21 protein-coding genes are annotated in these 23,188 nt (G+C 41.3%); 13 read left to right on the top strand and 8 right to left on the bottom strand.

Annotated features, from left to right (window positions below; all coding sequences use genetic code 11):
• Positions 1-90 precede the first annotated feature (90 nt).
• Complete coding sequence (locus tag AC0L3Y_RS17075; RefSeq protein ID WP_473466788.1) at positions 91-1,575, bottom strand: glycosyl hydrolase family 79 N-terminal domain-containing protein; 1,485 nt, start codon at positions 1,573-1,575, stop codon at positions 91-93.
• Positions 1,576-1,686: 111 nt separating this feature from the next.
• Here AC0L3Y_RS17075 and AC0L3Y_RS17070 point away from each other — a divergent pair, with 111 nt between their 5' ends.
• Positions 1,687-2,211: a lipocalin family protein gene (locus tag AC0L3Y_RS17070; RefSeq protein ID WP_473466786.1), complete on the top strand. Its 525-nt coding sequence runs from the start codon at positions 1,687-1,689 to the stop codon at positions 2,209-2,211.
• 7 nt (positions 2,212-2,218) lie between these two features.
• On the opposite strand, the gene AC0L3Y_RS17065 is transcribed toward AC0L3Y_RS17070, so the two are convergent.
• Positions 2,219-2,761 (bottom strand): hypothetical protein, encoded by a 543-nt coding sequence (locus tag AC0L3Y_RS17065; protein ID WP_473466784.1) that lies wholly within the window; start codon positions 2,759-2,761, stop codon positions 2,219-2,221.
• 345 nt (positions 2,762-3,106) lie between these two features.
• Between AC0L3Y_RS17065 and AC0L3Y_RS17060 the strand changes: the two genes are divergently transcribed.
• Together AC0L3Y_RS17060 and msrB are read left to right on the top strand one after the other, a co-directional pair.
• Positions 3,107-3,316, top strand: coding sequence for a cold-shock protein (locus AC0L3Y_RS17060; protein ID WP_036160450.1), 210 nt, complete (start codon positions 3,107-3,109; stop codon positions 3,314-3,316).
• Between the two features lie 278 nt (positions 3,317-3,594).
• Positions 3,595-4,083: a peptide-methionine (R)-S-oxide reductase MsrB gene (gene msrB / locus AC0L3Y_RS17055; RefSeq protein WP_473466781.1), complete on the top strand. Its 489-nt coding sequence runs from the start codon at positions 3,595-3,597 to the stop codon at positions 4,081-4,083.
• An 82-nt stretch (positions 4,084-4,165) separates the two neighbouring features.
• On the opposite strand, the gene map is transcribed toward msrB, so the two are convergent.
• From map to trpB, 4 genes are all read right to left on the bottom strand, one after another.
• The gene (gene map, locus AC0L3Y_RS17050; RefSeq protein ID WP_473466779.1) at positions 4,166-4,945 is read right to left on the bottom strand and encodes a type I methionyl aminopeptidase; all 780 of its coding nucleotides are present in this window, start codon (positions 4,943-4,945) and stop codon (positions 4,166-4,168) included.
• A gap of 1 nt (position 4,946) precedes the next feature.
• A complete protein-coding gene (locus AC0L3Y_RS17045; protein WP_473466777.1) occupies positions 4,947-5,153 on the bottom strand; it encodes a ParD-like family protein in 207 nt (68 codons plus the stop codon).
• 91 nt (positions 5,154-5,244) lie between these two features.
• Positions 5,245-6,030: a tryptophan synthase subunit alpha gene (gene trpA, locus AC0L3Y_RS17040; protein WP_473466775.1), complete on the bottom strand. Its 786-nt coding sequence runs from the start codon at positions 6,028-6,030 to the stop codon at positions 5,245-5,247.
• A complete protein-coding gene (gene trpB, locus AC0L3Y_RS17035) occupies positions 6,027-7,304 on the bottom strand; it encodes a tryptophan synthase subunit beta (RefSeq protein ID WP_473466773.1) in 1,278 nt (425 codons plus the stop codon). Before trpB ends, trpA begins: the two co-directional genes overlap by 4 nt.
• Positions 7,305-7,595: 291 nt before the next feature.
• Here trpB and hsdR point away from each other — a divergent pair, with 291 nt between their 5' ends.
• From hsdR to AC0L3Y_RS17015, 4 genes are read left to right on the top strand one after another with little or no spacing between them, the layout of a single operon-like run.
• Complete coding sequence (gene hsdR, locus AC0L3Y_RS17030; RefSeq protein WP_473466771.1) at positions 7,596-10,031, top strand: EcoAI/FtnUII family type I restriction enzme subunit R; 2,436 nt, start codon at positions 7,596-7,598, stop codon at positions 10,029-10,031.
• Between the two features lie 52 nt (positions 10,032-10,083).
• Positions 10,084-11,562 carry an N-6 DNA methylase gene (locus tag AC0L3Y_RS17025; RefSeq protein WP_473466769.1) on the top strand — a complete coding sequence of 493 codons (1,479 nt, stop codon included), beginning with the start codon at positions 10,084-10,086 and terminating at the stop codon, positions 11,560-11,562.
• Positions 11,562-13,373, top strand: coding sequence for a restriction endonuclease subunit S (locus AC0L3Y_RS17020; protein WP_473466767.1), 1,812 nt, complete (start codon positions 11,562-11,564; stop codon positions 13,371-13,373). The genes AC0L3Y_RS17025 and AC0L3Y_RS17020 overlap by 1 nt, the downstream gene beginning before the upstream one ends.
• A gap of 24 nt (positions 13,374-13,397) precedes the next feature.
• The gene (locus tag AC0L3Y_RS17015) at positions 13,398-14,393 is read left to right on the top strand and encodes an Abi family protein (protein ID WP_473466765.1); all 996 of its coding nucleotides are present in this window, start codon (positions 13,398-13,400) and stop codon (positions 14,391-14,393) included.
• A gap of 252 nt (positions 14,394-14,645) precedes the next feature.
• Here AC0L3Y_RS17015 and AC0L3Y_RS17010 read toward each other — a convergent pair whose 3' ends face one another.
• Positions 14,646-15,917, bottom strand: a complete 1,272-nt coding sequence (locus AC0L3Y_RS17010) for an O-acetylhomoserine aminocarboxypropyltransferase/cysteine synthase family protein (RefSeq protein WP_473466763.1) — start codon at positions 15,915-15,917, stop codon at positions 14,646-14,648.
• Positions 15,918-16,154: 237 nt separating this feature from the next.
• Between AC0L3Y_RS17010 and AC0L3Y_RS17005 the strand changes: the two genes are divergently transcribed.
• The 4 genes from AC0L3Y_RS17005 to AC0L3Y_RS16990 all read left to right on the top strand — a co-directional run bounded on the left by AC0L3Y_RS17005 (position 16,155) and on the right by AC0L3Y_RS16990 (position 19,010).
• Positions 16,155-17,312 carry a DUF6152 family protein gene (locus AC0L3Y_RS17005; protein WP_473466761.1) on the top strand — a complete coding sequence of 386 codons (1,158 nt, stop codon included), beginning with the start codon at positions 16,155-16,157 and terminating at the stop codon, positions 17,310-17,312.
• A 13-nt stretch (positions 17,313-17,325) separates the two neighbouring features.
• Positions 17,326-17,841 carry a hypothetical protein gene (locus AC0L3Y_RS17000; protein WP_473466760.1) on the top strand — a complete coding sequence of 172 codons (516 nt, stop codon included), beginning with the start codon at positions 17,326-17,328 and terminating at the stop codon, positions 17,839-17,841.
• 28 nt (positions 17,842-17,869) lie between these two features.
• The gene (locus tag AC0L3Y_RS16995) at positions 17,870-18,343 is read left to right on the top strand and encodes a DUF6644 family protein (RefSeq protein ID WP_473466758.1); all 474 of its coding nucleotides are present in this window, start codon (positions 17,870-17,872) and stop codon (positions 18,341-18,343) included.
• A gap of 88 nt (positions 18,344-18,431) precedes the next feature.
• Entirely contained in the window at positions 18,432-19,010 is a 579-nt protein-coding gene (locus AC0L3Y_RS16990) for a TetR/AcrR family transcriptional regulator (RefSeq protein ID WP_473466756.1), read from the top strand.
• A gap of 61 nt (positions 19,011-19,071) precedes the next feature.
• On the opposite strand, the gene AC0L3Y_RS16985 is transcribed toward AC0L3Y_RS16990, so the two are convergent.
• Positions 19,072-20,334: a multidrug effflux MFS transporter gene (locus tag AC0L3Y_RS16985; protein WP_473466754.1), complete on the bottom strand. Its 1,263-nt coding sequence runs from the start codon at positions 20,332-20,334 to the stop codon at positions 19,072-19,074.
• 231 nt (positions 20,335-20,565) lie between these two features.
• On the opposite strand from AC0L3Y_RS16985, the gene AC0L3Y_RS16980 reads away from it, so the two are divergent.
• Both AC0L3Y_RS16980 and drt4 read left to right on the top strand, forming a co-directional pair.
• The gene (locus AC0L3Y_RS16980; protein WP_473466752.1) at positions 20,566-21,069 is read left to right on the top strand and encodes a hypothetical protein; all 504 of its coding nucleotides are present in this window, start codon (positions 20,566-20,568) and stop codon (positions 21,067-21,069) included.
• 475 nt (positions 21,070-21,544) lie between these two features.
• A complete protein-coding gene (gene drt4 / locus AC0L3Y_RS16975) occupies positions 21,545-23,188 on the top strand; it encodes an antiviral reverse transcriptase Drt4 (RefSeq protein WP_473466750.1) in 1,644 nt (547 codons plus the stop codon).

Raw genomic sequence — 23,188 nt, 5'->3', positions numbered from 1 at the left:
CCTTAAAGACGAAAAATGAACGCGTTATTATATATAGGAGATTGAAGATTTCATACTATTGATAATCATTTTCATTAGTGGGTTTGATATTTACATGGCAAAGCACCAAAAATTAATACTATGTGGGCTGACAATGTTGAGCTTTGATAGTTTAGGAAAGTCTTTCAGTTTAACTTTTCCTTGATTGAATTTTGGATGAACGCCATTGATACGGATTTTTCTTGAAGTTAGTGAGTCTGCTGTCATTTCAAAGCGTTTTTTCTTTAGGCCGAAATTCTGGCAATGGATGATTTTTGGCTTCTCTGACATATTGATAATGAGTAGGGTGCATTTGCCTTCTTTCTTTGCGCTATGGCAATAGGTTTGTACAAAGGGATCATTGCTTGGTACATCAAACACGGTATTGCCCATTAGTTTCCCCCATAACCAGCTCACCCAATAATCGGGATTAGGTTTTAACGTTTGTCGATTGATTAGGGCGTAATCACCTCCGATGAGACTTTGCCTAATCATAACCTTTTGACCTATTTTCGCACCGCGACCTAATTGATCAGCCCACCAAAAACTAGAGACAAAACGGTCTGATAGTTTGGCCTGTCCACCACATTGCGCTGAACCTGTTTCTCCTGTCCAGAGTTGGGCGTTGGGCTGGTATTGATCGCGCCATTTTTTTAACTGCAAAGCATATTTTTCATAATCTTTGAGAGAGTTAGGTGACAGCATATTGTTGATGGTGGCTGCGCGGGTTTTTACAGGAGATCGACTACTTTGGAAAGGGTAATAATGCCAATCTACTATGTCGATTTTTTCTTCTAAGTTGGCTAAAAACACCGAAGAAATATTACTAAGGGGTTTAATCGCTTCTCCTATTCTTGGCCAAAAAGCACTTCCTGGACCAGCGGTTTTACTGCTCGGACTGTATTTATGAACACTTCGAATAAAGGTGTCGTAGTCTGTTGCAAGATTTTTGGCACTAGGTTGAGAAGTAAGACCATGAAATGCCCAATAGGCATTAAGCTCGTTGCCTAGCTCTAGAATGTCGATAGTTTGTTGATGTGCTTGGCAATAAATCAGTAAACGTTCCATTTCTTCTGCTTGCCATGCGCCTTGCTCTCGTCGTTCAAAGAGGCCGTACTTCATCGTAAACATGAGAGATAAATCATTACGCTGGCAGAAGTCGTGTAAGTTATGCCACATCTCTTTGGTAAGCTTTAAAGTATGGGACGACTCATGAGGTGGTATGCTTTTTAAACTCGTAAAATAATGCACTTTATCGGCTTCTGATCCACCGACACGAATATAAGCTGAACCAAGCGCTGATACTAGCTTATCTAATTTGGGTTGTGTTAAGTCTAATGGATCTACACGTTCTGTGCCGAGTCCACCTTGTGTACTTGTACTGCCTTCCCACCAAAATCCGCCAGCTAGTACGGAAATATCAATTGAAAAAGACAAAAACCTTGAATCGACTTTGGCTACTGGTGCCATACTCTTAAGACTGAGAGAAACGGTTTTATGTTGTCGTTTAATATTTCTGTCGTTATTCCATGAGCGGACTAGTCTACTATTAAGCAAGATATGTGTTCCCAATATGAAGGTTTGTAATAGACTGCAACAATAATATGACAGTTTTATTGTTTTATTTGTGGCGTTGAATGTTTTGAAATGATTCATAAAGGTACCAATATGAAATTTATCGTTTGGATGATGGCTGTTTTATTGGCTGGTTGTACCAGTGCTCCTAAAAACATAGACCCCGTGACTCAGTTTCAAATAGAGCGTTACCTCGGTACTTGGTATGAAATCGTTCGTCAAGATCATGCTTTTGAAGAAGGGTTGTCTGAAGTTACCGCGACTTATACTCAACAGGAAGATGGCGGTGTCGGTGTATTAAATCGAGGCTATTCTGTTGAAGAAAAAGATTGGCGGGAAGCAAAAGGGCGAGCTTATTTCGTTGATTCTTCCGATGTTGGCCATTTGAAAGTATCTTTCTTCGGACCTTTCTATGGTGCCTATGTGATTTTTGAGTTGGACCAGAAAAATTACCAATACGCCATAATATCAGGCCCTAGTAGAGAGTTTTTTTGGTTAATGTCTAGATCGCCGAGTATGCCTTTGAAAACTCAAAAACGTTTATTGGCAAAAGCGGAGGCCTTAGGCTTTCAAATGGATAAGTTGGTATATGTAAAACACACAGACCAATATAAATAAAAGTGGTTTAAAAGAGTGTGCAAGTGACGGATTGTTTTGCATTAGTGCAAACAGCAGCATAGGCTGTTGGATCTTGAATTAAAGCATAGTGAGCGTCTGAATTTCGGCAGGAAGCTATAAAGGCTGCATAACGTTTATTAAAGTTGTCTTTGGTTATTTCGGCTTCAAGGATTGAGTGCTCATCTTCGAATTGTTCTTCTAGAGCATCTTCTTTCAAGTTTTGAATGCGATACGACAGTTCATTGTATTGGTGACGAATCTGATGACAATAATGACTGTTTGGTTCGGTTTCAGAGCACTCTGTCATACTGGTATCGAGTTCTGCTCTGGCTTCCTCGTAACGCCTTAAATTGTTTTGGGCTTTATTGGCTTGAGCATTGGTACGATCAGCTTGATTGGATAACCTGCCTAGTTTGATCTTGGCAGTATTGAGACGATCTTCCATTGCAAGGCAGTGTTGGCCGAATGTGATGAGGTCATTGCCATAGGCTAAGCTGATGCCGCTGCACGCCAAAACAAAAATACTTGATGTCACGATCGACTTTCTCATAAATGTACATTGCCTGTTTGATTGAAGTTATTTTCTTATTAAGAATACGATGAATTGTAACGGGAAATAATACGGCATATTTTGTCATTTTGGGAAGGTGATTAAATGGCTCTTGCTGATGATAAATCAGATTGTTTTGAACTCAATGTAAATAAAGCTATCTATCTGATCTTCATCCCTATATAATTCACACACAAGCTAGAAAGAAGTCTCTAATTAAAAACTCTGCTATACGTTGTTTTATTCATAATTCCTCGTCCTGAAGTTTCTAAGTAAAAGTCTGATTTTTTTGCAATCTTCGCCTTATTTTGAGGCGGCTAATATTTTAATACTCAGGTAATAATTATGTCTAATACAGTAAAAGGAACCGTTAAGTGGTTCAACGAAACTAAAGGTTTTGGTTTCATCGAGCAAGAATCTGGTCCAGATGTTTTCGCACATTTCAGCGCGATCGTTAGTGATGGATTCAAAACTTTGGCTGAAGGCCAACAAGTTGAGTTCGTTGTAACTGCTGGCCAAAAAGGTCCTCAAGCAGAAAATATTACAGTTATCTAATTTTTTAGCTAATAGAATATTTTAAAAAAGGTAAGTTCTTCGGAACTTACCTTTTTTTTGTTTTCAAAAAAGCGAGCATAGAGTTTCTTTCTCTTTCCCCTTTAAAAGCCGTTTAATTTATTAAAAATAAATAACGACTCGACTCTATTTTACAAATATCTTTTGCGCATTGTTTCCCAACTTTCATAAATAAGCATGTATTTAGACATAAGGTTCAGGCAAGGAACTAAGTTTTATCTATCGCGTCCAAATATCATAACCTTAATAAGGATAATGTTATGAATCGTAGACATTTTTTCGTCACAACAGCTTGTGTGATAGCTGGAGCAAAATATTTTTCATCCTCACTAACTGCCAAAGAGCTGCCTTCAGATTCAACGTTTGAAGTGGTTTATACCAAAGAGCAATGGCGAGCAAAACTGAGTGATTTTGAATACCAAGTAATGCGAGAAGAAGGCACAGAGCGAGCTGGGAGCAGTTCATTGCTTCATGAAAAACGAGCGGGTGTTTATGATTGCAAAGGTTGTGATTTACCTCTTTACGATGCGAGTACCAAATACGACAGCAGAACAGGTTGGCCAAGTTTTTATCAAAGTCTGCCAAATTCGGTAGAGACAAAAGCTGATAATAAATTTTTTATGAGCCGCACCGAAGTGCACTGCCGTCGTTGTGGAAGTCATTTAGGTCATATTTTTGACGATGGACCACAACCAACGGGCAAACGCCATTGTTTGAATGGAGTTTCTTTAGTATTCCACTCTGCTTAACGACTTCTATTTGAAGGCTCTTTCGAGAGGAGAGAGCTTTTCTTTTTAAAATACCTAATAATCTTAAGTGAATAGAATATTACTAACTTAACTTGTCTGTTTCTTCTTGCCTTAAAGTGAGAACCTCATAACCCGTTTTGGTGACCAGAATGGTGTGTTCCCATTGCGCTGAAAGCTTTTTGTCGGCGGTAACCACAGTCCAACCGTCTTTCTTCGTTTTGGTTTTGGGTTTACCTTGGTTGATCATAGGTTCAATAGTAAAGGTCATGCCTTCTTCTAAAACCAGACCCGTACCAGCTTTGCCATAATGAAGTACTTGAGGCTCTTCGTGCATTTCACGACCTATACCATGGCCACAATATTCTTTCACAACAGAATAGCCTTTGCTCTCAGCCAGAGTTTGAATCGCTGCACCAATGTCACCTAACGTCGCGCCGGGTTTTACCTTCTTAATTCCGGCCCACATGGCATCATAGGTTGTTTTAACCAAACGCTTTGCAATGGGATTCGCTTCACTCATGACAAACATTTTACTGGAATCGGCAATAAAACCGTTTTTTTCTAGTGTGATGTCTAGGTTAACAATATCTCTGGCTTTGAGTATGTTGTTTTCATTAGGAACGCCATGGCAAACCACTTCATTGATTGAAGAGTTTAGTACAAACTCATAACCGTATTGACCCAAGCTAGCTGGTCTGGCGTACAATGTATGACGAATAAAGTCGTCAACCTTGTCATTGATTTCTAGAGTCGAAATGCCTTCTTTTACGAAGCCATCTAACATGTGAAAAACTTGCGCTAATAGCTTTCCAGACTCTCTCATTAACTCAATTTCTTCTGAATTCTTGATCTGTACTTGCATGCTATTTTACCAACTTAAGTGGTGCGTCATCGTTGGCGTTTGCCAGTTCATTAGCGATAATTTCTGCGAAAGTAAGCGTTGGATTTAGTTCTGCTAAACGGCCCATTTTTATCCAGAACTCTGCTTGAGCATTGATAGAGCGGGACATAACTTGGCAGCTTTTGCGAATGTCGTCGTGAAGATCGTCGGAGATTTTGATGATACCCATAATATATGATCCGTATATGAATTATATGCGGATCATATATTCTGTACTGCTGTGTTTCAAGCAGTTTTTACTGTGGGTGTTGAAACTGGACTTAGTAAAATAAGTTTTTTATCAGTTTAATACCTTCTTCTTGCCCGCCTTTGTTGTACGCATCCAATAGCGCAGAACCAAGAATAGCGATATCCGCTTTGCCAATTAACTGTTCGATTTGCGCTCGTTCTCTTAAACCAAAACCGACGCCAATAGGAGCGCTTGCATGGTCTTTGATTTCCGCCAAATAATCGTCTAACGACGTGGTTTTACTTTTCTCTTCATGGACAGAGTTACCCGTTACACCAGAACGTGCGACACAATATAAGAAACCACTGGCTTGGCCTGCCAGCATAGCAAGGCGATCTTTTGGTGTGACTGGAGTAACCAACCAAATAGGATCGACTTGATATTTGTCACAAGCCGCTTGATAGGTTGCAGATTGCTCGATCGGTAAATCAGGTAAAATCAAACCAAGAATATTTTCTTCGGCTGCACGTTTGGCGAGTTTTTCTAAGCCATATCGATACATAGGATTGAGGTAACTCATCAACACAATGCGGCTTTCTGGAAAGCCTTTCGCTAGTTCACCTAACTGCGTCAAACAAGTTTCTACATCAAGAGTTTGCTCCAAGGCTTTATGACACGCTGCCACAATACTTGGGCCATCGGCGACAGGATCAGAGAAGGGGAATTGCACTTCGATGAAGTCCACACCTTCTTGCATCAGACGTTCCATCCAATCCAAACTTTCTTGAACCGTTGGGTAGCCGTAAACCACATGAGTCATGGATAAAATAGGCTTTTCCTGACGTTTTTTTTCAATAAATGCCGCTAACTTACTCATGCGTTTTGCTCCTTGTTATCAGTGTGAGTATTACCAGTAGAAACAGCTGGGTAAGATGCAAGATAATCAGTTAAGAACTGAGGGAAAGTTTCGTCTTGAACCGCTTTTGCTACATTGAAAATATCTTTATCACCACGACCTGAAAGGTTGATAACAATCTTCGAGTCTTTTGGCAAGTTGGGTGCATCTTTAAAGGCGCCAGCCAAAGCATGAGACGATTCTAGCGCGGGAATAATGCCTTCTTTTTTCAGCAACATAGTACAGGCTTCGATTACCTCATCGTCCATGGCGTAAGTCATTTGAATTCGGCCAGTTTCTGCAAGGTGCGCAATAATAGGCGATACACCAACGTAATCTAAACCAGCTGCAATGGAATGAGTTTCCTGTAATTGCCCCGCTTGGTCTTGTAAAAACATGGTCGCAAAACCCTGAGCAATGCCTGGCTGACCAAGGTTGTGAGACAAGCGAATAGAGTGCTCGCCCAATTCCAAACCTTTACCGCCAGCTTCTACGCCCACCATCTCGACGTTTTTCTCATCAAGGAAGGGTAAGAACAAACCACACGCATTTGAACCACCGCCAACACATGCGTACAGACGATCAGGAAATTGACCGAACTGTGCGACACTTTGTTCGCGTACTTCTTCACCAATCACGGATTGGAAAAAAGCGACCATTTCAGGGAAGGGCGCACAACCACAAGAAGTACCGATCAGATAATGGCTGTCTTCATGACTAGAAGACCAGTCACGCAAGGCTTCGTCTAACGCATCACGTAATGTCTGTGCGCCCGTGGTGACAGGCACAACGGTTGCGCCTAATTGCTTCATCCAAAATACATTTGGGTATTGGCGTTCTATGTCTTTCGCGCCCATGTAAATCGTACATTCTAAGCCTAAGCGAGCAGCGACAAGTGCCGTGGCAATGCCATGCTGACCCGCGCCTGTTTCAGCGATCACACGTTTTTTACCCATGCGCTTCACCAACAAACCTTGGCCAATCACGTTATTCATTTTGTGCGCGCCACTGTGGTTTAAATCTTCCCGTTTAAGGTAAATCTGTGCGCCACCAAAATGGTTGGTTAAATTTTCACAAAAAGTAAGCGGCGTTGGGCGGCCAGAAAATTGCTGCCATTGTTTGTTTAGTTCAGTGAGAAAGGCTGGGTCGTTTTTGGCTTCTTCAAAGGCATGCAAAATTTGCTGCTGACTCGAATAAAGAATCTCAGGAATGTAACTACCACCGTACTGCCCGTAGAAACCGTTCTCACTTTTCATGGTGTTCTCCAATTATTAAATTAACTATACCGTTTAGTTAATTTAATCTAGATTGAGAAAGACGTCAAGGGGAGTTTTTATAAAACCGAGAAGACTAAGAGTGAAAGGAGGGAAAAGTGTATAGAACACTAAAACCTATAAATGATATGACACTAAAACCTATAAATGGTCTGAGAAGAATATCCCTTAACCAATGAACTAAGCCATGTATCTTAAAGGCTGAATAAGCTCGGCTTTACAGGCTTTTTTAGCTATATTAGACGCTTAAATGAGTGGTAAGGGATTAACGGCATGGCATCGAGCATTAACAAAGCAAAACTCACGGAAACAGACATCATCACGAAATTCGTTTTGCCAGCGATACAAGGTGTCGGTTGGGATGATATGATGCAAATTCGCCAAGAGGTGCCGTTAACCGATGGCAAAGTGGTGGTCCGTGGTTCAGTGGCAGCACGACAGAAAGGAAAGCGAGCGGATATTGTCCTTTATCATAAACTAGGAAAACCGCTGGCGGTCATTGAAGCTAAGGCTAATAAATATAGTATTGGTCAAGGCATGCAACAAGCTTTAGGTTATGCTGGCTTGTTAGAAGTACCTTTTGTGTTTGCTACCAATGGAGATAGTTTTATTTTTCATGACAAAACTAATCCCACACAACTCGAAACAGAAATTCGTTTAGAAGACTTTCCAACACCGCAATCTTTATGGCAAAAATACTGTCAATGGAAAGGCTATAAAGCAGAGCATATTCCTACCATAGAGCAAGACTACTATGATGATGGAACAGAAGAAAAACTACCACGTTATTACCAAATACAAGCGATCAATAAAACTGTAGAAGCTATTGCTGCTGGACAGGATAGGTGCTTACTGGTGATGGCGACAGGCACAGGAAAAACCTATACAGCGTTTCAGATTATTTGGCGATTATGGAAAGCCAGAGCGAAAAAACGCATTTTATTTTTAGCCGACCGTACCGCCCTAATAGATCAAGCGAAGAAGAACGATTTCCAGCCATTTGGTCCGGCCATGACTAAAATAAAAGGCCACGAAATTGATCCCGCATACGAAATTCATTTAGCCCTTTATCAAGGATTAACAGGCAAAGAAGAAGAGCTGAAAGCCTACAAACAAGTTAGCCCAGATTTTTTTGATCTTATTGTCATAGACGAGTGCCATCGCGGTAGCGCGTCAGAAGACAGTGCGTGGCGTGAAATTCTCGAACATTTTAGTGCCGCATCACAAATAGGGTTAACCGCCACACCGAAGGAGACTGATGAAGTCTCTAACATCGAATACTTCGGTGACCCTATTTATACCTATTCCTTAAAACAAGGCATCGAAGACGGATTCCTTGCGCCGTATAAAGTGGTGCGTGTCGACATAGATGTGGACGTTCAAGGTTGGCGACCAATGAAAGGACAAGTTGATAAAAAAGGCAACGAAGTCGAAGACCGTATTTACAACCAAAAGGACATGGATCGAACCTTAGTCATAGATGAACGTACTCAGCTGGTGGCTCAGACGATTACCAACTATTTAAAACGTACCGATCCCATGGCGAAAACCATCGTCTTTTGTAACGACATTGATCATGCAGAACGCATGCGCAGCGCCTTGGTAAATTTGAACCCAGAGCAAATAACGAAGAATGAAAAATACGTTATGAGAATCACTGGAGACAATCAAGATGGGAAAGATCAACTAGAAAACTTCATAGACCGTAAAAAACCTTATCCTGTGATCGCCACCACGTCAGAGCTGATGACCACAGGCGTCGATGCCAAAACCTGTAAGCTAGTCGTGTTAGATCAAAATATTCAATCCATGACCAAATTCAAGCAAATCATTGGTCGTGGAACACGTATAGATGAGAGGTATGGGAAGCTCTGGTTCACGATCTTGGACTTCAAAAAAGCCACAGAACTCTTCGCCGATGAGCGCTTTGATGGCGAGCCTGAGCAAGTAAAAGTGACGACACCAGCAGATTTTGAAAACGATGACAGTTTTGACGATATTGTCGGTCTTGATGACATCGCCCCAGCTAGCGTTCAAGAACCAGAAGCGCCATACGATAGCCATGATAATTCTGCTGAGAATAATAACTTTACCGCTGGCATGGGAGAAGACTGGAACGACGAAGAGAAAATTCGCAAGTTCTATATAAACGGCGTTGCCGTAAAGGCTTTAGCGGAGCGTATTCAATACTACGATACAGACGGCAAACTGGTGACAGAATCCTTTAAAGATTACACCCGCAAAACCATGGCGAAGCAGTTTTCCTCTCTCGATGACTTTATTAAAAAGTGGCAAAGCGCAGAACGTAAGCAAACCATTCTGGATGAAATGGCAGAGCAGGGGATTATTTGGCAAGCTTTAGAAGAGGAAGTGGGCAAAGACATGGATCCTTTTGATATGATCTGTCACCTTGTTTACGACATGCCGCCATTAACTCGACAAGAACGAGCCAAGAACGTCAAAAAGCAAAATTACTTCACTCAATACAGCGACACGGCCCAGCAAGTATTAAACAACTTGCTGGATAAATACGCGGACGTTGGCGTACAAGAAATTGAATCCATGCAAGTGCTCAAAGTACAGCCATTTAATGAAATCGGCAGTTTGAGCGACATCATCAAAAAAGGCTTTGGTGGTAAACCTCAATACGAACAAGCCATTAAAGACTTAGAAATGCATATTTACCACATGCCGCCAAAATCGGCTTAACTTGCTTTTGGCTTAACAAATTGCACGTTAAAAAATAGAAAAAGAGAATACTATGTCCATCAGTTCAGCAATCAAATCCATTCAAGACATCATGCGCAAAGACGCCGGAGTAGACGGCGATGCACAGCGCCTTGGGCAAATGTCTTGGTTATTATTTTTAAAAGTATTCGACGCCCAAGAAGAAGAGTTAGAACTGGAATTAGATGACTACCGCGAGCCCATCCCAAGCGAATTTTTATGGCGTAACTGGGCGGCCGATAATGAAGGCATAACAGGCGAAGCACTGCTTGAATTCGTTAACGATGAACTTTTCCCAAAACTGAAAAACCTCACGGCCCCGATTGATAAAAATCCTCGTGGATACGTCGTAAAAGCCGCTTTTAGTGATGCTTTTAACTACATGAAAAACGGTACGCTACTCCGCCAAGTTATCAATAAACTGAATGAAATCGACTTTACCGATTCCAAAGAGCGCCATTTATTCGGTGATCTCTACGAACAAATTCTGAAAGACTTACAAAGCGCGGGTAACGCAGGGGAATTTTATACGCCTCGCGCCATTACCAAGTTCATCGTCGCGGTCACAGACCCAAAACTGGGCGAATCTATTATGGACCCAGCGTGTGGTACAGGGGGCTTTTTGGCTTGCGCCTTTGATCATGTCAAAGCCAATTACGTGAAATCCGGTGAAGACCACCAAACCCTGCAAAAGCAAATTTACGGTGTGGAAAAGAAACAGCTGCCGCACCTACTTTGCACCACCAACATGATGCTTCACGGCATTGAAGTACCCGTACAAATAAAACACGGCAATACGCTGAATAAACCGCTTTCCAGCTGGGACGATCAAGTCGACGTCATCATCACCAATCCGCCTTTTGGTGGCACAGAAGAAGACGGTATCGAGAAGAACTTTCCTAGCGACATGCAAACCCGTGAAACCGCTGATTTGTTTTTGCAGCTGATCATCGAAGTATTGAATGACAAAGGCCGCGCGGCTGTGGTGTTGCCAGACGGCACCTTGTTTGGTGAAGGCGTGAAAACCAAGATCAAGAAAATGCTCACGGAAGAATGTAATTTACACACCATAGTACGTTTGCCCAATGGCGTGTTTAACCCCTACACAGGCATAAAAACCAATATTCTGTTTTTCACCAAAGGTCAGCGAACCCAAGATATTTGGTTCTATGAGCATCCGTATCCTGAAGGGGTGAAAAACTACAACAAATCCAAGCCGATGAAGTTTGAAGAGTTTGAAACCGAACTCTACTGGTGGGGCGATGAAGCAGATGGTTTTACCAGCCGTGTGGAAAACACCCAAGCGTGGAAAGTTTCCATTGATGAAGTGATTGCTCGTAATTTCAATCTCGACATTAAAAATCCTTACCAAGAAGCGCAAGAAGTCCACGATCCAGACGAATTACTGGCGACTTACCACACTCAGCAAGAAGAGATTGCGGCTTTGCGTAACCAACTCAAAGACATACTCGGCACAGCCTTACAATCTTCATCCAATGGAGACGCTAAGTAATGTCTGTCGATAAAGGAACGACCGCAGAGAAAAGCACGTCAGTAGATAAAAATACCTCAATAGAAAACCTGATCACGGATCATATTGATATTTGGACCAGCGCCATTAAACAAAAATCCGCCACAGGCCGAGGCTCTAATAAAAAGATAGAGCTTTACGGTATTAAGAAACTGCGTGAGCTCATATTAGAACTGGCCGTGCGTGGCAAACTGGTTCCACAAGACCCGAATGACGAACCAGCCTCTGTTTTGCTCGAACGCATCGCCGAAGAAAAAGCTCAGCTCATCAAAGATAAAAAAATCAAAAAGCCCAAAAAACTGCCTGAGATAACAGAAGACGAAAAACCGTTTGAACTACCGAAAGGGTGGGAATTCGTACGTTTTATTGACGTTTTAGATTTTAGTGGCGGTGGTCAACCGCCTAAGTCTATATTTTCTGATGTGAAATTAGAGGGATATGTTCAACTAATCCAGATTAGAGATTTAGGCCCAAACCCTCAACCAGTTTATGTTCCGAAAGATAAAGTCTCAAAATTCTGCACTGTTAATGATGTTATGGTTGGACGATATGGAGCATCTGTAGGTAAAGTTTTTTGGGGTAAAGAAGGAGCTTATAATGTTGCATTAATTCGTATTCATAATGAACTAAATGCTTTTTTTAATAGTTATATATATCAATTATTAAAGAGCCCGCTAGGGAAAAAAATGTTTACAGGTATATCTAGGTCTGCTCAAGATGGTTTTAATAAAGACGATATAGCTTCAAGTGTTTTACCTTTGCCTTCCATTGCAGAACAACACCGCATCGTTACAAAAGTCGATGAGTTAATGGCTTTGTGTGATGAGCTTGAATCGCAAACCGAATCCAGTTTGAACGCTCACCAAACCTTAGTGACTGTCTTGCTCGACACCTTGGTGAACAGCCAAGACGCCGACGAAACGGCAGAAAATTGGGCACGACTCAGCGACCACTTCGACACCTTATTCACCACAGAACACAGCATCGACCAACTCAAACAAACCGTCCTGCAACTGGCCGTGATGGGCAAACTGGTTCCACAAGACCCAAATGACGAACCAGCGTCTGTTCTACTGGAACGTATAGCCGCCGAAAAAGAGCAGCTACTCTCTAACCAAAGAAAAGACAAAAAAATCAAAAAACAGAAACCACTGCCGCCGATAACTGATGATGAGAAACCGTTCCAACTACCGAAAGGGTGGGAGTGGGTTAGGTTCGAAAATATAGTTGAGATTCAGGGAGGTATTACAAAAGGAAGAAAGCTTGCTGGCAGGGAAGTTGTAACCGTTTCATATTTAAGTGTTGCAAATGTTCAGCGAGGCTATCTCGATTTAAACTCCTTAAAAGAAATTGAAATTCCGAGTAATGAAAAAGAAAAATACAGAGTTAAAAAAAGGGATCTATTAATAACTGAAGGTGGTGACTGGGATAAGGTTGGGCGTACTGCAATTTGGCTAGATGAGCTTGATTATGTTGGTCATCAAAATCATGTATTTAAAGCTCGAATATTTATTGAAGAACAAAGTGAAATTTGGTTAGAAAAATATCTCAATGGACCTTATGCCCGTGATTATTTTGCAGGCTCCAGCAAGCAAACAACTAATTTAGCTTCTATCAATAAAACACAATTACGCGGTTGTCTAATAGCAATAGCACCAATAGCAGAACAACATCGCATTGTCGCTAAAGTCGATGAGTTATTGGCACTTTGCGACCAGCTCAAAACTCGCCTAAACGACGCACAAACCACACAACTGCAACTGGCAGATTCATTAACTGAGCAAGCTTTGTAAACATATAACCAAGGATGGTGAATTATGGCTTATGATCGCCCATGGAAGTCGTTTGAGGAGCAACTTAACTTGCTCAAACAACGAGGCATGTCCGTTACAGATGAAGTCGCCGCTAAAAACTATTTAGAACGTGTTGGCTATTATCGACTCAGTGGCTATTGGTATCCTTTTCGACAGTTCTCCATTCATCAAGACCCGAAAACCAAAGCCTTGCAAACGAGTGTCAGCGATCAATTTCATTTGAATACGCATTTTTCTGATGCGGTTGAACTGTATTTGTTTGATAAGAAACTGCGCTTGCTTGTATTGGATGCCTTAGAAAGAGTAGAAGTCGCATTGCGTGTCGATATTGCCTACTTGTTAGGTCAACGTAGTGCTTTTGCGTATCTTGAACAGCAGCAGTTTCACCCTAAATTTTCCAATCGAAACTTCAATGGTGAGCCTGCATTTGTCGCGTGGCAGCAAAAATATTTGGGGTTGGTTAATCGCTCAAAAAAGAAAGAGGATTTTGTAAAACATTACCTCAGTACGCATGGCGAAAACTTACCCATTTGGGTGGCCGTAGAAGTATGGGATTTTGGTGCATTGTCTCAGCTGTTTGCGATGATGAAGGTGCCAGATCAGGAGAAAATTGCGGCTAAATATGGGCTAAAGGACTTTAAAATTTTTGCCAGCTGGCTTCGCTCATTGAACCATTTACGTAATATAGCGGCACATCACAGTCGTTTATGGAATCGTAATATCGTTGATCAACCAAAGTTACCCGAATTGGGTGAGATAAGGTGGTGTGATGATTTTATCGGTAAGTCAGACTTAATTGCTAAGCCTTTTCTTCTGTTTGCTATATTGCGTCATATTGTACGAGAAATTTGCCCAAATACTCAGTGGCATCATAGATTAGCTTTGCTTTTAGATGATTTTCCAACAATACAGTCAGACAATAAGCGAACCATTGCCGACATTGGTGTTGTTGAGGGTTGGAGTGTTTGGTGGTCCGCTGTAGAGGAAAGCAAGCAATAAAAAACCCCCGCGTAATCTCAAAGAGACAAGAGGCAGAGGCCGTATTACTAGTAATAGTAAATTTGGCGACGGTAACAAGTCAAGCGATAATTTCTTTGGTAGTTTGGAGGCAGATCAAAAATTCTTCGAAGTTTCTTGATTTGCCTCCAAAGTCCGATGGTTCATTCATATGCTCTAGTGTAGGTTTATAATGAGCTACTTATTCTAATATAAAAAAGGCCCCAAGTTGCTTGGGGCCTTGTTTATTAGTCTTTACGCTTTTTCTAGTGCTTGGCTAATGTCTGCGATGATGTCATCAATGTTTTCAATACCGACTGAAATACGGATGAGGTCGCGACTTACGCCAGCTTTGGCAAGTTCATCATCATTAAGTTGGCGGTGAGTGGTAGAAGCAGGGTGACAAGCTAGAGACTTGGCGTCGCCGATGTTGACCAAGCGTAAAATCATATTGAGCCCGTCAATAAAGCGTGTGCCAGCTTCTAAACCTCCGACGATTCCAAAGCTTAAAATTCCAGATGCTTTTCCATTGGTGATTTTTTTCGACATGGCATGGTAAGGGCTTGACTCCAAACCAGCATAATTTACCCAAGATACTTTAGGGTGTTTTTCCAAGTACTCAGCGACTTTCTGGGCGTTTTCACAATGACGTTCCATTCGTAGTGCTAGAGTTTCTAGACCGATAAGAATGTCTGATGCGTTTTTAGGTGCCAGTGCTGCGCCTGTATTTCTTAAGGGAACAACTCGACATCGACCAATAAACGCAGCGGCTTCGAAGGCGTCTGTGTATACCACGTTGTGGTAAGACGGATCTGGCTCGTTCATCATCGGAAAACGGGTAGCATTGGCTTTCCAATCAAAATTGCCTGAGTCAACAATCATGCCGCCAATGGCGGTGCCGTGGCCGTTAATGTATTTGGTTAATGAGTGCACCACGATGTCGGCACCTAATTCAAATGGGCGACACAAATAAGGCGTTGCAACTGTGTTGTCTACGATCAAGGGTACACCTTTTTTATGGGCAATTTCAGCTAACTTTTTGATGTCGACTATATTGCCAGCTGGATTACCAATGGATTCACAAAAAACGGCGCGGGTGTTGTCGTCAATGGCATTTTCAAAGGCTTCAAAATCATCCGCTTTGATCATACGTGCTTCGATGCCTTGACGAGGTAATGAATGGGCGAATAAATTGTAAGTTCCGCCGTAAACTTGGCTGGTACTGACAATGTTGGTGCCGACTTCACAAAGACACTGAATAGCATAAGTGATGGCTGCCATTCCAGACGCTACGGCTAATCCACCAATGCCTCCTTCCATCGCCGCAATACGTTGTTCTAATACAGCATTGGTTGGGTTCATGATGCGAGTGTAGATATTACCAGCGACTTTCAGATCGAATAAATCTGCACCGTGCTGTGTATTATCAAATGTGTAGGATGAAGTATGGTAAATAGGTACCGCAGCAGATTTAGTAGTCGGCTCGGATTCGTAACCATGATGAAGAGCTAAAGATTCTAATTTCATTGTGAAACCTATTTGTTTGAATGATTCACAGTAAATTAACATCCATGCATAGTTATTTGCACATGAAATATATTTAAGCGCTAAGTTGCTTCAGTCATCTTTATTATTTTTGTACGATTTCTCCTTAATTTGCACATGTTTATTTTACCTAGCTTTACTTCGTGTCGCCTTGTCTGCCTCTTCCTCCCTCCTATAGAATTCTGTCCACGTTAACCTTAGGTATTTAAAGGGATAGGTATGAATCAGTTTGTTTATAAGAGTGCGCTTTTTTTGTTTGTCAGCGCTAGTTTTTTTGCCAGTAAAAGTTTTGCTCATCATGGTGTAAATGGTCAATTTGATGAATCAACCACCATTAAAGTGGAAGGTGTGGTGACCAAGAGTCGTTTAGTGAATCCTCATGCTTATATTTATTTTAATGTTTTGGATGCGCAGGGGCAGACGAACGAATGGCGTTGTGAGTTGGGAACAGGCAGTGCATTGAGGCGGGCTGGTTGGACAACGAATACTTTCGCTAAAGGTACGCAAATTACCGTGGTGGGGTCGCCGGCTCGCAGTGAAGACAATGCTTGTTATGTCCATACGATTACTTTTGACGATGGTGTGACCATTAAGCGTAATTCGATTTTTGATAAAGCAGGGCAATTGGTGAAGCAACCAAGACAAACCACCTTGGCCGATGGTACGCCGAATATTGATGGTACTTGGGTGGCTGAGCGACCTAAACGAGGCCCGATGCCGCCTCGTCCTGCGGAGGGTGATTCAGAAGGTCAACGCCCAATGCCGCCAGAAGGTGCGCCAAAATTGGTGGATGGTGAACAACGTCCACCCCGTGGTGATCGTCCTCCAATGGATGAGAACCGTCCGCAGTTTAATTTAACCGCAGAAGGGAAAGCGGCCGTGGCTGATTATGATTTTGCTAATTCTCCTCGTTTACATTGTACAGCGACGAATATTATTGATGATTGGACCTTCGATCAGTTGGTGAACAAAATAGAGCAAACGGAAGAGGATGTCGTGCTTTCTTATGGCTTCATGGACATCACTCGAACCATTCACCTTGATTTAGATAAACACCCAGAAAACCTAGAATTGACTCGCGAAGGTCATTCAATTGGTCATTGGGAAGATAAAGTATTGGTTGTCGATACGGTTGGCTTTAAACCAGGTTACATTCATGCGCCACCAATGAAACAAGGCGCTGCGATGAATAGCGATCAATTACACATGGTTGAGCGTTTTTATTTGAGTGAGGATGGCTTAACCCTGTATCGAGAATACACGGGAGAAGACCCACTTTACCTAGAAGGCAGTTTCTCAGGTAAAGACGAGGTGAAGTTAACCGAAGGCCACTATGAACCCTATGACTGCGCTGATTTAACCACTGAAATCCGCTAAGTAAGGTCGTCTTGTGAGCTTTTTAAACTGGGCCGAAATGTCGCCTATTGGTGAATGGGTATCTACCTCACTTTGGGGATACCCAATTGTCTTGATCTTGCATACGATTGGCATGGGAATCCTAGTTGGACTCGCGCTGATGATTTGCTTGCGAGTCTTGGGATATGGCCAAGGAATACTTCCCAGTCGTTTACTTGTTTATTGGAGGCTGGCGTTAATAGGCTTTGTGATTAATCTTGCTTCCGGTACGGTGCTGTTTTTTGGCAGCGCTACAGTCCTGTGGGAAAGCTGGCCGTTTCGGATAAAAATTATTTTTATCGCAGCGGGCTTAGTGGGAACTCATTGCTTAGTGAAAGGCCTGACAAGAACAAAGCGTATTTCGATAGGAAATATGCCAGAAGGCTTGATCTCATTGGGCCGGATGTCTGTGGGGCGATGCATAGGAAAACAAAAAATCTTAGCGTTAGCCGTGATTATTATTTGGATAACGGCTTTAGTCGCAGGGCGCTTGATTGCGTACATATTTTAAGATGATGCTTTCTAAGGGGACTTTATCTATGCAAATCCAAACGATTGTTCAGTGGATGAGCGACTCTGGCCTTAATCATTATATTGTTACCCACAGTTATGTGTGGCCGACACTAGAAAGCTTGCACTTCATTGGCTTGTGTTTGTTGTTTGGTTCTTTGTTGTTGATCGACTTACGAGTATTAGGCGTCGCTCAAACGATTCCATATTTGGCGGTTGAGAAGTTTGTTCTAGTGTCAATAATAGGCTTTGGGATTAACTTAACGACAGGTGTTATCTTCTTATTTGGTGATCCAAGCCGCTATTTTATAAATCCATCCTTTCAGTTGAAAATGCTGTGTATTTTGTTGGCATTATTGAATGCTCTATATTTCTCTTTGCGGATGAAGAAGCAAAGGGACTCAGAAGTAATTTCTAAATATATGAAAATTTCAGCGGGATTGTCACTCATATTGTGGGTTGCCGTAATTGTCTTTGGTCGAATGATTCCTTACGTTGAGTGAGGAAAGGCGGTACTGCATGTTACTTCTGTTTTGTTGGTAGTCGGCAGGTTAGAATAAAGACAATAAAACAGAATAAGCAGAGACCGTTATGGCGAGAGGAAGACCAAGTAAAAAGGTGCATATTATTGATGCTGCCTGTGGTTTGTTTACTAAGCAGGGTTACCAAAGCACCAGTATTGATCAAGTTGTAGTTACCGCAGAGGTTTCAAAACCAACAGTTTACAGTAACTTTCCGACCAAACTTGTGCTGTGGGAAAACGTCGTTGAGTCTTTAATTGAGCGTGCAAAAGAAGATATGAACGCTGCGTTGATGAGATTACAGTCTGAGGTGAAAACAACGGATAACGAAGCATTGCTAGCTGGTTGGATAATCCTTTGGGAAACTTGGGTTGCGAAGCAAGAACGTCTTGCTGTGTATCGAGTTTTGTTAGGCGAACAACATAAAATGGCAACATCTACAATTGCATTATTTGATCAGTTTGAAGCGGTTTTAGAATCTGTATTAGCTAAATGGTTAGAAGCGTTTAATGTGTCTTTGATGGCACTGTTTGCATTGAAGGCAATCAGTAAAGAGGCGCTACTAATGCCAGCGTTGTTGAATCAAGCGCGGATGAGCTCGGACAAATTCAAGAAGCAATTAGAGTGGTTGGTTAATCAGCAGTATTGAAAAGTAAGCAGAGTCTTTTACCTTTAACTTGCGGCTCTGCCTACTTTTCAGTCGTTATTTTTTAGTTGTTATTTAATTGAATACTTTCTTCTTCGGTGATTTCTGGCTCTGCAGTAAAACGACCTTTTTCTGCCCAGAACATAAGGCACAAGGCCAATGTTCCCATCACCATAAAACCACTCGACACTGGCACCAAGGTGTTGTTGTACATCTGCCCAATTATCGTGCCGATACTTAATGACATAATTGAGGATACAGAACCGATCACAGCGGATGCTATGCCTGCTACGTGTCCCATAGGTTCCATTGCTAAGGCGTTGAAATTACCAAACAACAAACCAAAGCTGAAGAAAATAGTCGCTGCATAAATCAAAAACATCCATAACTGAATATCTACGAAAGCATGCAAGCATAAGAAGAATGTCGAGACGATTACCACGACACAAATGGATCTGAACGCGATCAGTTTAGCACCGTATTTTTCGACGATACGTGAGTTCATCAAAGAAGAAGACCCTAACACTAAAGCCAATAAACCGAAGTACACAGAGAACATGCTTCCGGTTTCAAATTGAACCTGAAAAATTTGCTGTGACGAGTTTAAATAACCAATAAAGCTACCGAAGAATAACCCCATACAAACCGTGTAACTGGCGGTAATTCGGTTAGTCAGTACTTCTTTAAAGCCGTCGTAAAAGCCTTTTCTTGAAAACGCGATACGGTTTGATTTTGGCAAGGTTTCTTTGAGTCTGAATATAACCCACAAAACCAATATAGCCGCATAGACAAGGTACATTTCAAAAATACCACGCCAATCAGCGACAAACATAATGGCTTGGCCAAGCGTCGGAGCAATGGCAGGAACCAGGACGAAAATCATCATCACTAATGACATGATGCGTGCCATTTGAGCACCATGAAATAAATCGCGAACCAATGAAATTGCTGAAATATAGGGCCCTGCAACACCAAGCCCTTGAATGAAGCGACCGAACATCAATACTTCTAAACTGTCGGCTTGATAACAAACCACCGTACCGACAACGTATAAGGCAAAACCACCAAACAAAATTGGACGGCGTCCCAAAGCATCGGACAGCGGGCCACAAATAAGTTGGCCAAAAGCCAAACCAAGAAACAACATACTAATAAGTAACTGAGGTTGGTTTGCGGTTGTCGCGCCTAATTCTTTACCAATAATACCTAACGCAGGCAGTAACGCATCTATTGAGATAGCAACAATAGACATCAACATAGCGACTAGAACGGTGAATTCCTTTGGCGAAACGCCGGAAGCCGACGTATTGTTGTGAGCATTTTCCATATGATTTCCAAACTAGAACGAGCATTGTGAAGGATGACGAGCAAAATCGGATCCTGATTATGCGGGCATTATACTTAGGCTTTCTTTGTATGAGTTTGTTTCTATGTGCACAAAATAAGGAAGTGAAAGTATACAAGGTCTTATTGTTTTTGTAGTAACTTTATAGAATAGGATCAATAAAATGATTTGGACATTTCAATTCAATTCAATTAAAGAGAAGAAGGGGGCGTTATGCATAAAAGCGAACAAGAAAAAATTGAATTAGAACACCAAGCCGCCAAACTCTTTATGAGCTGCTATGAACATAATACGGGCAAACACATTCGCCATATTTGGCATAATAACCCGATTCGTCCAGATGTTTCCTGCATGTTAGAAGGCGAGCCTTTAGACCTCGAAATCGCTCATTTGTATGGTTCGGAAGAAGAAGCCATGGAGATTCTAGGACGCAACCTGACCGACAACATACGCAGCGTTTTACGTACCTTAAAAGAGGAACCTGCAAGCGGAAGACTGTTAAAAGCCCTAAACCGAATCCTAGAAAATAAATCCGGCAAACACTACAAAAGTAAACGGGTTTGGTTAGTCATTCGCAATACCCATCCTGCTTGGGTGCAAGCAGACATCAAAGCACTAGAACACCTTATCACTATACCAGAGCCACATTCCTTTGAGAAAGTCTGGATACTCGGCGACATGGAAGGCAAAAGCGGCATCGTCAGACTTTATCCTTGAGGCTTTACTCTGATGAAGCAAAGGGTCGAACCCCTTTTCCTCCAACATACATCCCAAAACAACAAGCCTTCATGGAAAAGGGCTTTGACCCTGACTATCAAGCCTCATTACTCGACGCTACCTTTGAGCTCGCTTTACCTTTAAAAACTATATAGACATACAGTTTATTTTTGCATGACTGTCTTTCTTGCGCGTTTAGCCATTTTCAATAACTTCATCTTGCGCGTTTGCACTGGCAGAAATCCGAAAAGCGTTTTAGTATCAATGAATAAGAATTTTCATAGTAGAAATAACGCGCTGTGGATAGAAAGAATAACGCGCACGCTCGTTTTTCCAGTTTTCAAAATTGTGATTAAACCTTAAAAGTTATTTATTATTAATAGGTTAAATGGCTTTTAAGGCAGCCTAGAAAATGTCTAAACGCGCATGCGCACTATTAAACTGTTATGTCACTTCACTGGTTTAGAGGTTTAAATTGATAGATTCAAATTATGTAAAGGAATCATTGTTAAAGTTTAACTATTTACCTTTGCAGAAAGATAAAAATGAAGAATTACCTGAGTTGTTTAACTCAGAGCTTTTCGGATCAGATGTTTGTGATGAATTAACTAAAATCGACTTACGAAAAGGTGGATACGATCAATGTAGTTACTTTGCGACAAGATTTAATAATGTTCATCGTCCATTAAGTATCCCTCATCCTTTACCTTATTCTCATTTAGTAAATCACATTTCTAGTAACTGGGATAAATTTCACCATATTGAAGATAATGAAAATAGTGTCATTAGACCTCTGAAGCATAAGGATGGTCGCCTCATTGTTATGACTTATGAGCGAGCAAAGGCGAAAACTAAGCGTTATCAGGATGGTATTCGCGGTAAAAAATTCATCGTTCATAGTGATATTTCAAATTTCTACCCAAGTATTTATACACACTCTATTCCTTGGGCATTGCTTGGAGTTGAAGAGGCTAAGTCTAATCCAGATGGTGGGATTGAAAATGATTTGGATCGTTACCAACGAATGATGAAGCGAAATGAAACTATGGGTATAGCTATAGGTCCAGGAACATCAAACATTGTTAGTGAAATTATCTTATATGAAGTTGATAAAGCTTTAAAGAACAATGGTTTTGAGTTTTATCGATTCATCGATGACTATACGGCGTTTTGTGAAACACATGAGCAATCCGAGAAGTTTATTCGCACTCTATCTGAAGAGTTATCTAAGTTCGGCTTACTTTTAAATATAAAAAAAACAGAAATCAAGAAATTACCCCAAGCATCAACTTCTGATTGGGTGTCTGACCTTGGTTCTCGCTTTAGCCAACGGCTAAAAGTTAGTGAGCATTATTGCACTCGCATGCTCGATTATGCCATTGATCTTCAATCAAAAAATAGCGGAGGGAGTATTCTAAAGTACACTATTAAATCCCTTATTCGTAAGGCTAATACGTCCGGTAAAAAATCACTACTAGAATATACAGCCAATTTGTCAATGCATTACCCTGTGTTATTGCCTTTGCTGACAGACTTGTTGCCACTGGCAAATTGTAAAGCTAATGACAAGTTTCATTTATCAATAAATGCGGCTCTTCGCGAATGTATAGTGAACAAGAATTCAGATGGAATAGTATGGTGCTTATTCTATTTGAAAAAGTTCTATAGTGAGTCTCTATCTAATGAATGCGCTATAGATATAATTGCAACAAAAGATTGCGTCGCAATTACAATGCTGAGCCTATTTAAACAGCACGAAGCTAAAGCAATCGCTTTTGCAGAGAGCGTTATGCTTAAATCGCTATTTGAAATAGACCAGTATTGGCTATTGCTTTATCAACTATTTATCTTTAAAAAAATAAGTAACCCATATAAATTGCCAGCTAAATACCATCATTTAGTAAAACACCCTAAAACAGGTGTGGTTAATGAAAATCGTGCTCAAAACCTCTCTAACTTAGACGCTAAAGTGTTTGATACACTCCGAAGCAAGAAAGTTACGTTTTTGAATTTGCAGTGTTTGATATTGCCTAAAAAGAAGAAGCAGAGTTGGCTAAAATCAATCATAGGCAAAGCATCAACGTCAATAGTTAAAAAAGTCGAGGAAAACGTGACATAA

The organism is Marinomonas sp. GJ51-14 (assembly GCF_055808695.1).
Note: the sequence above shows the minus strand (reverse complement) of the source record. Positions and strands in the feature narration are given on the sequence as shown.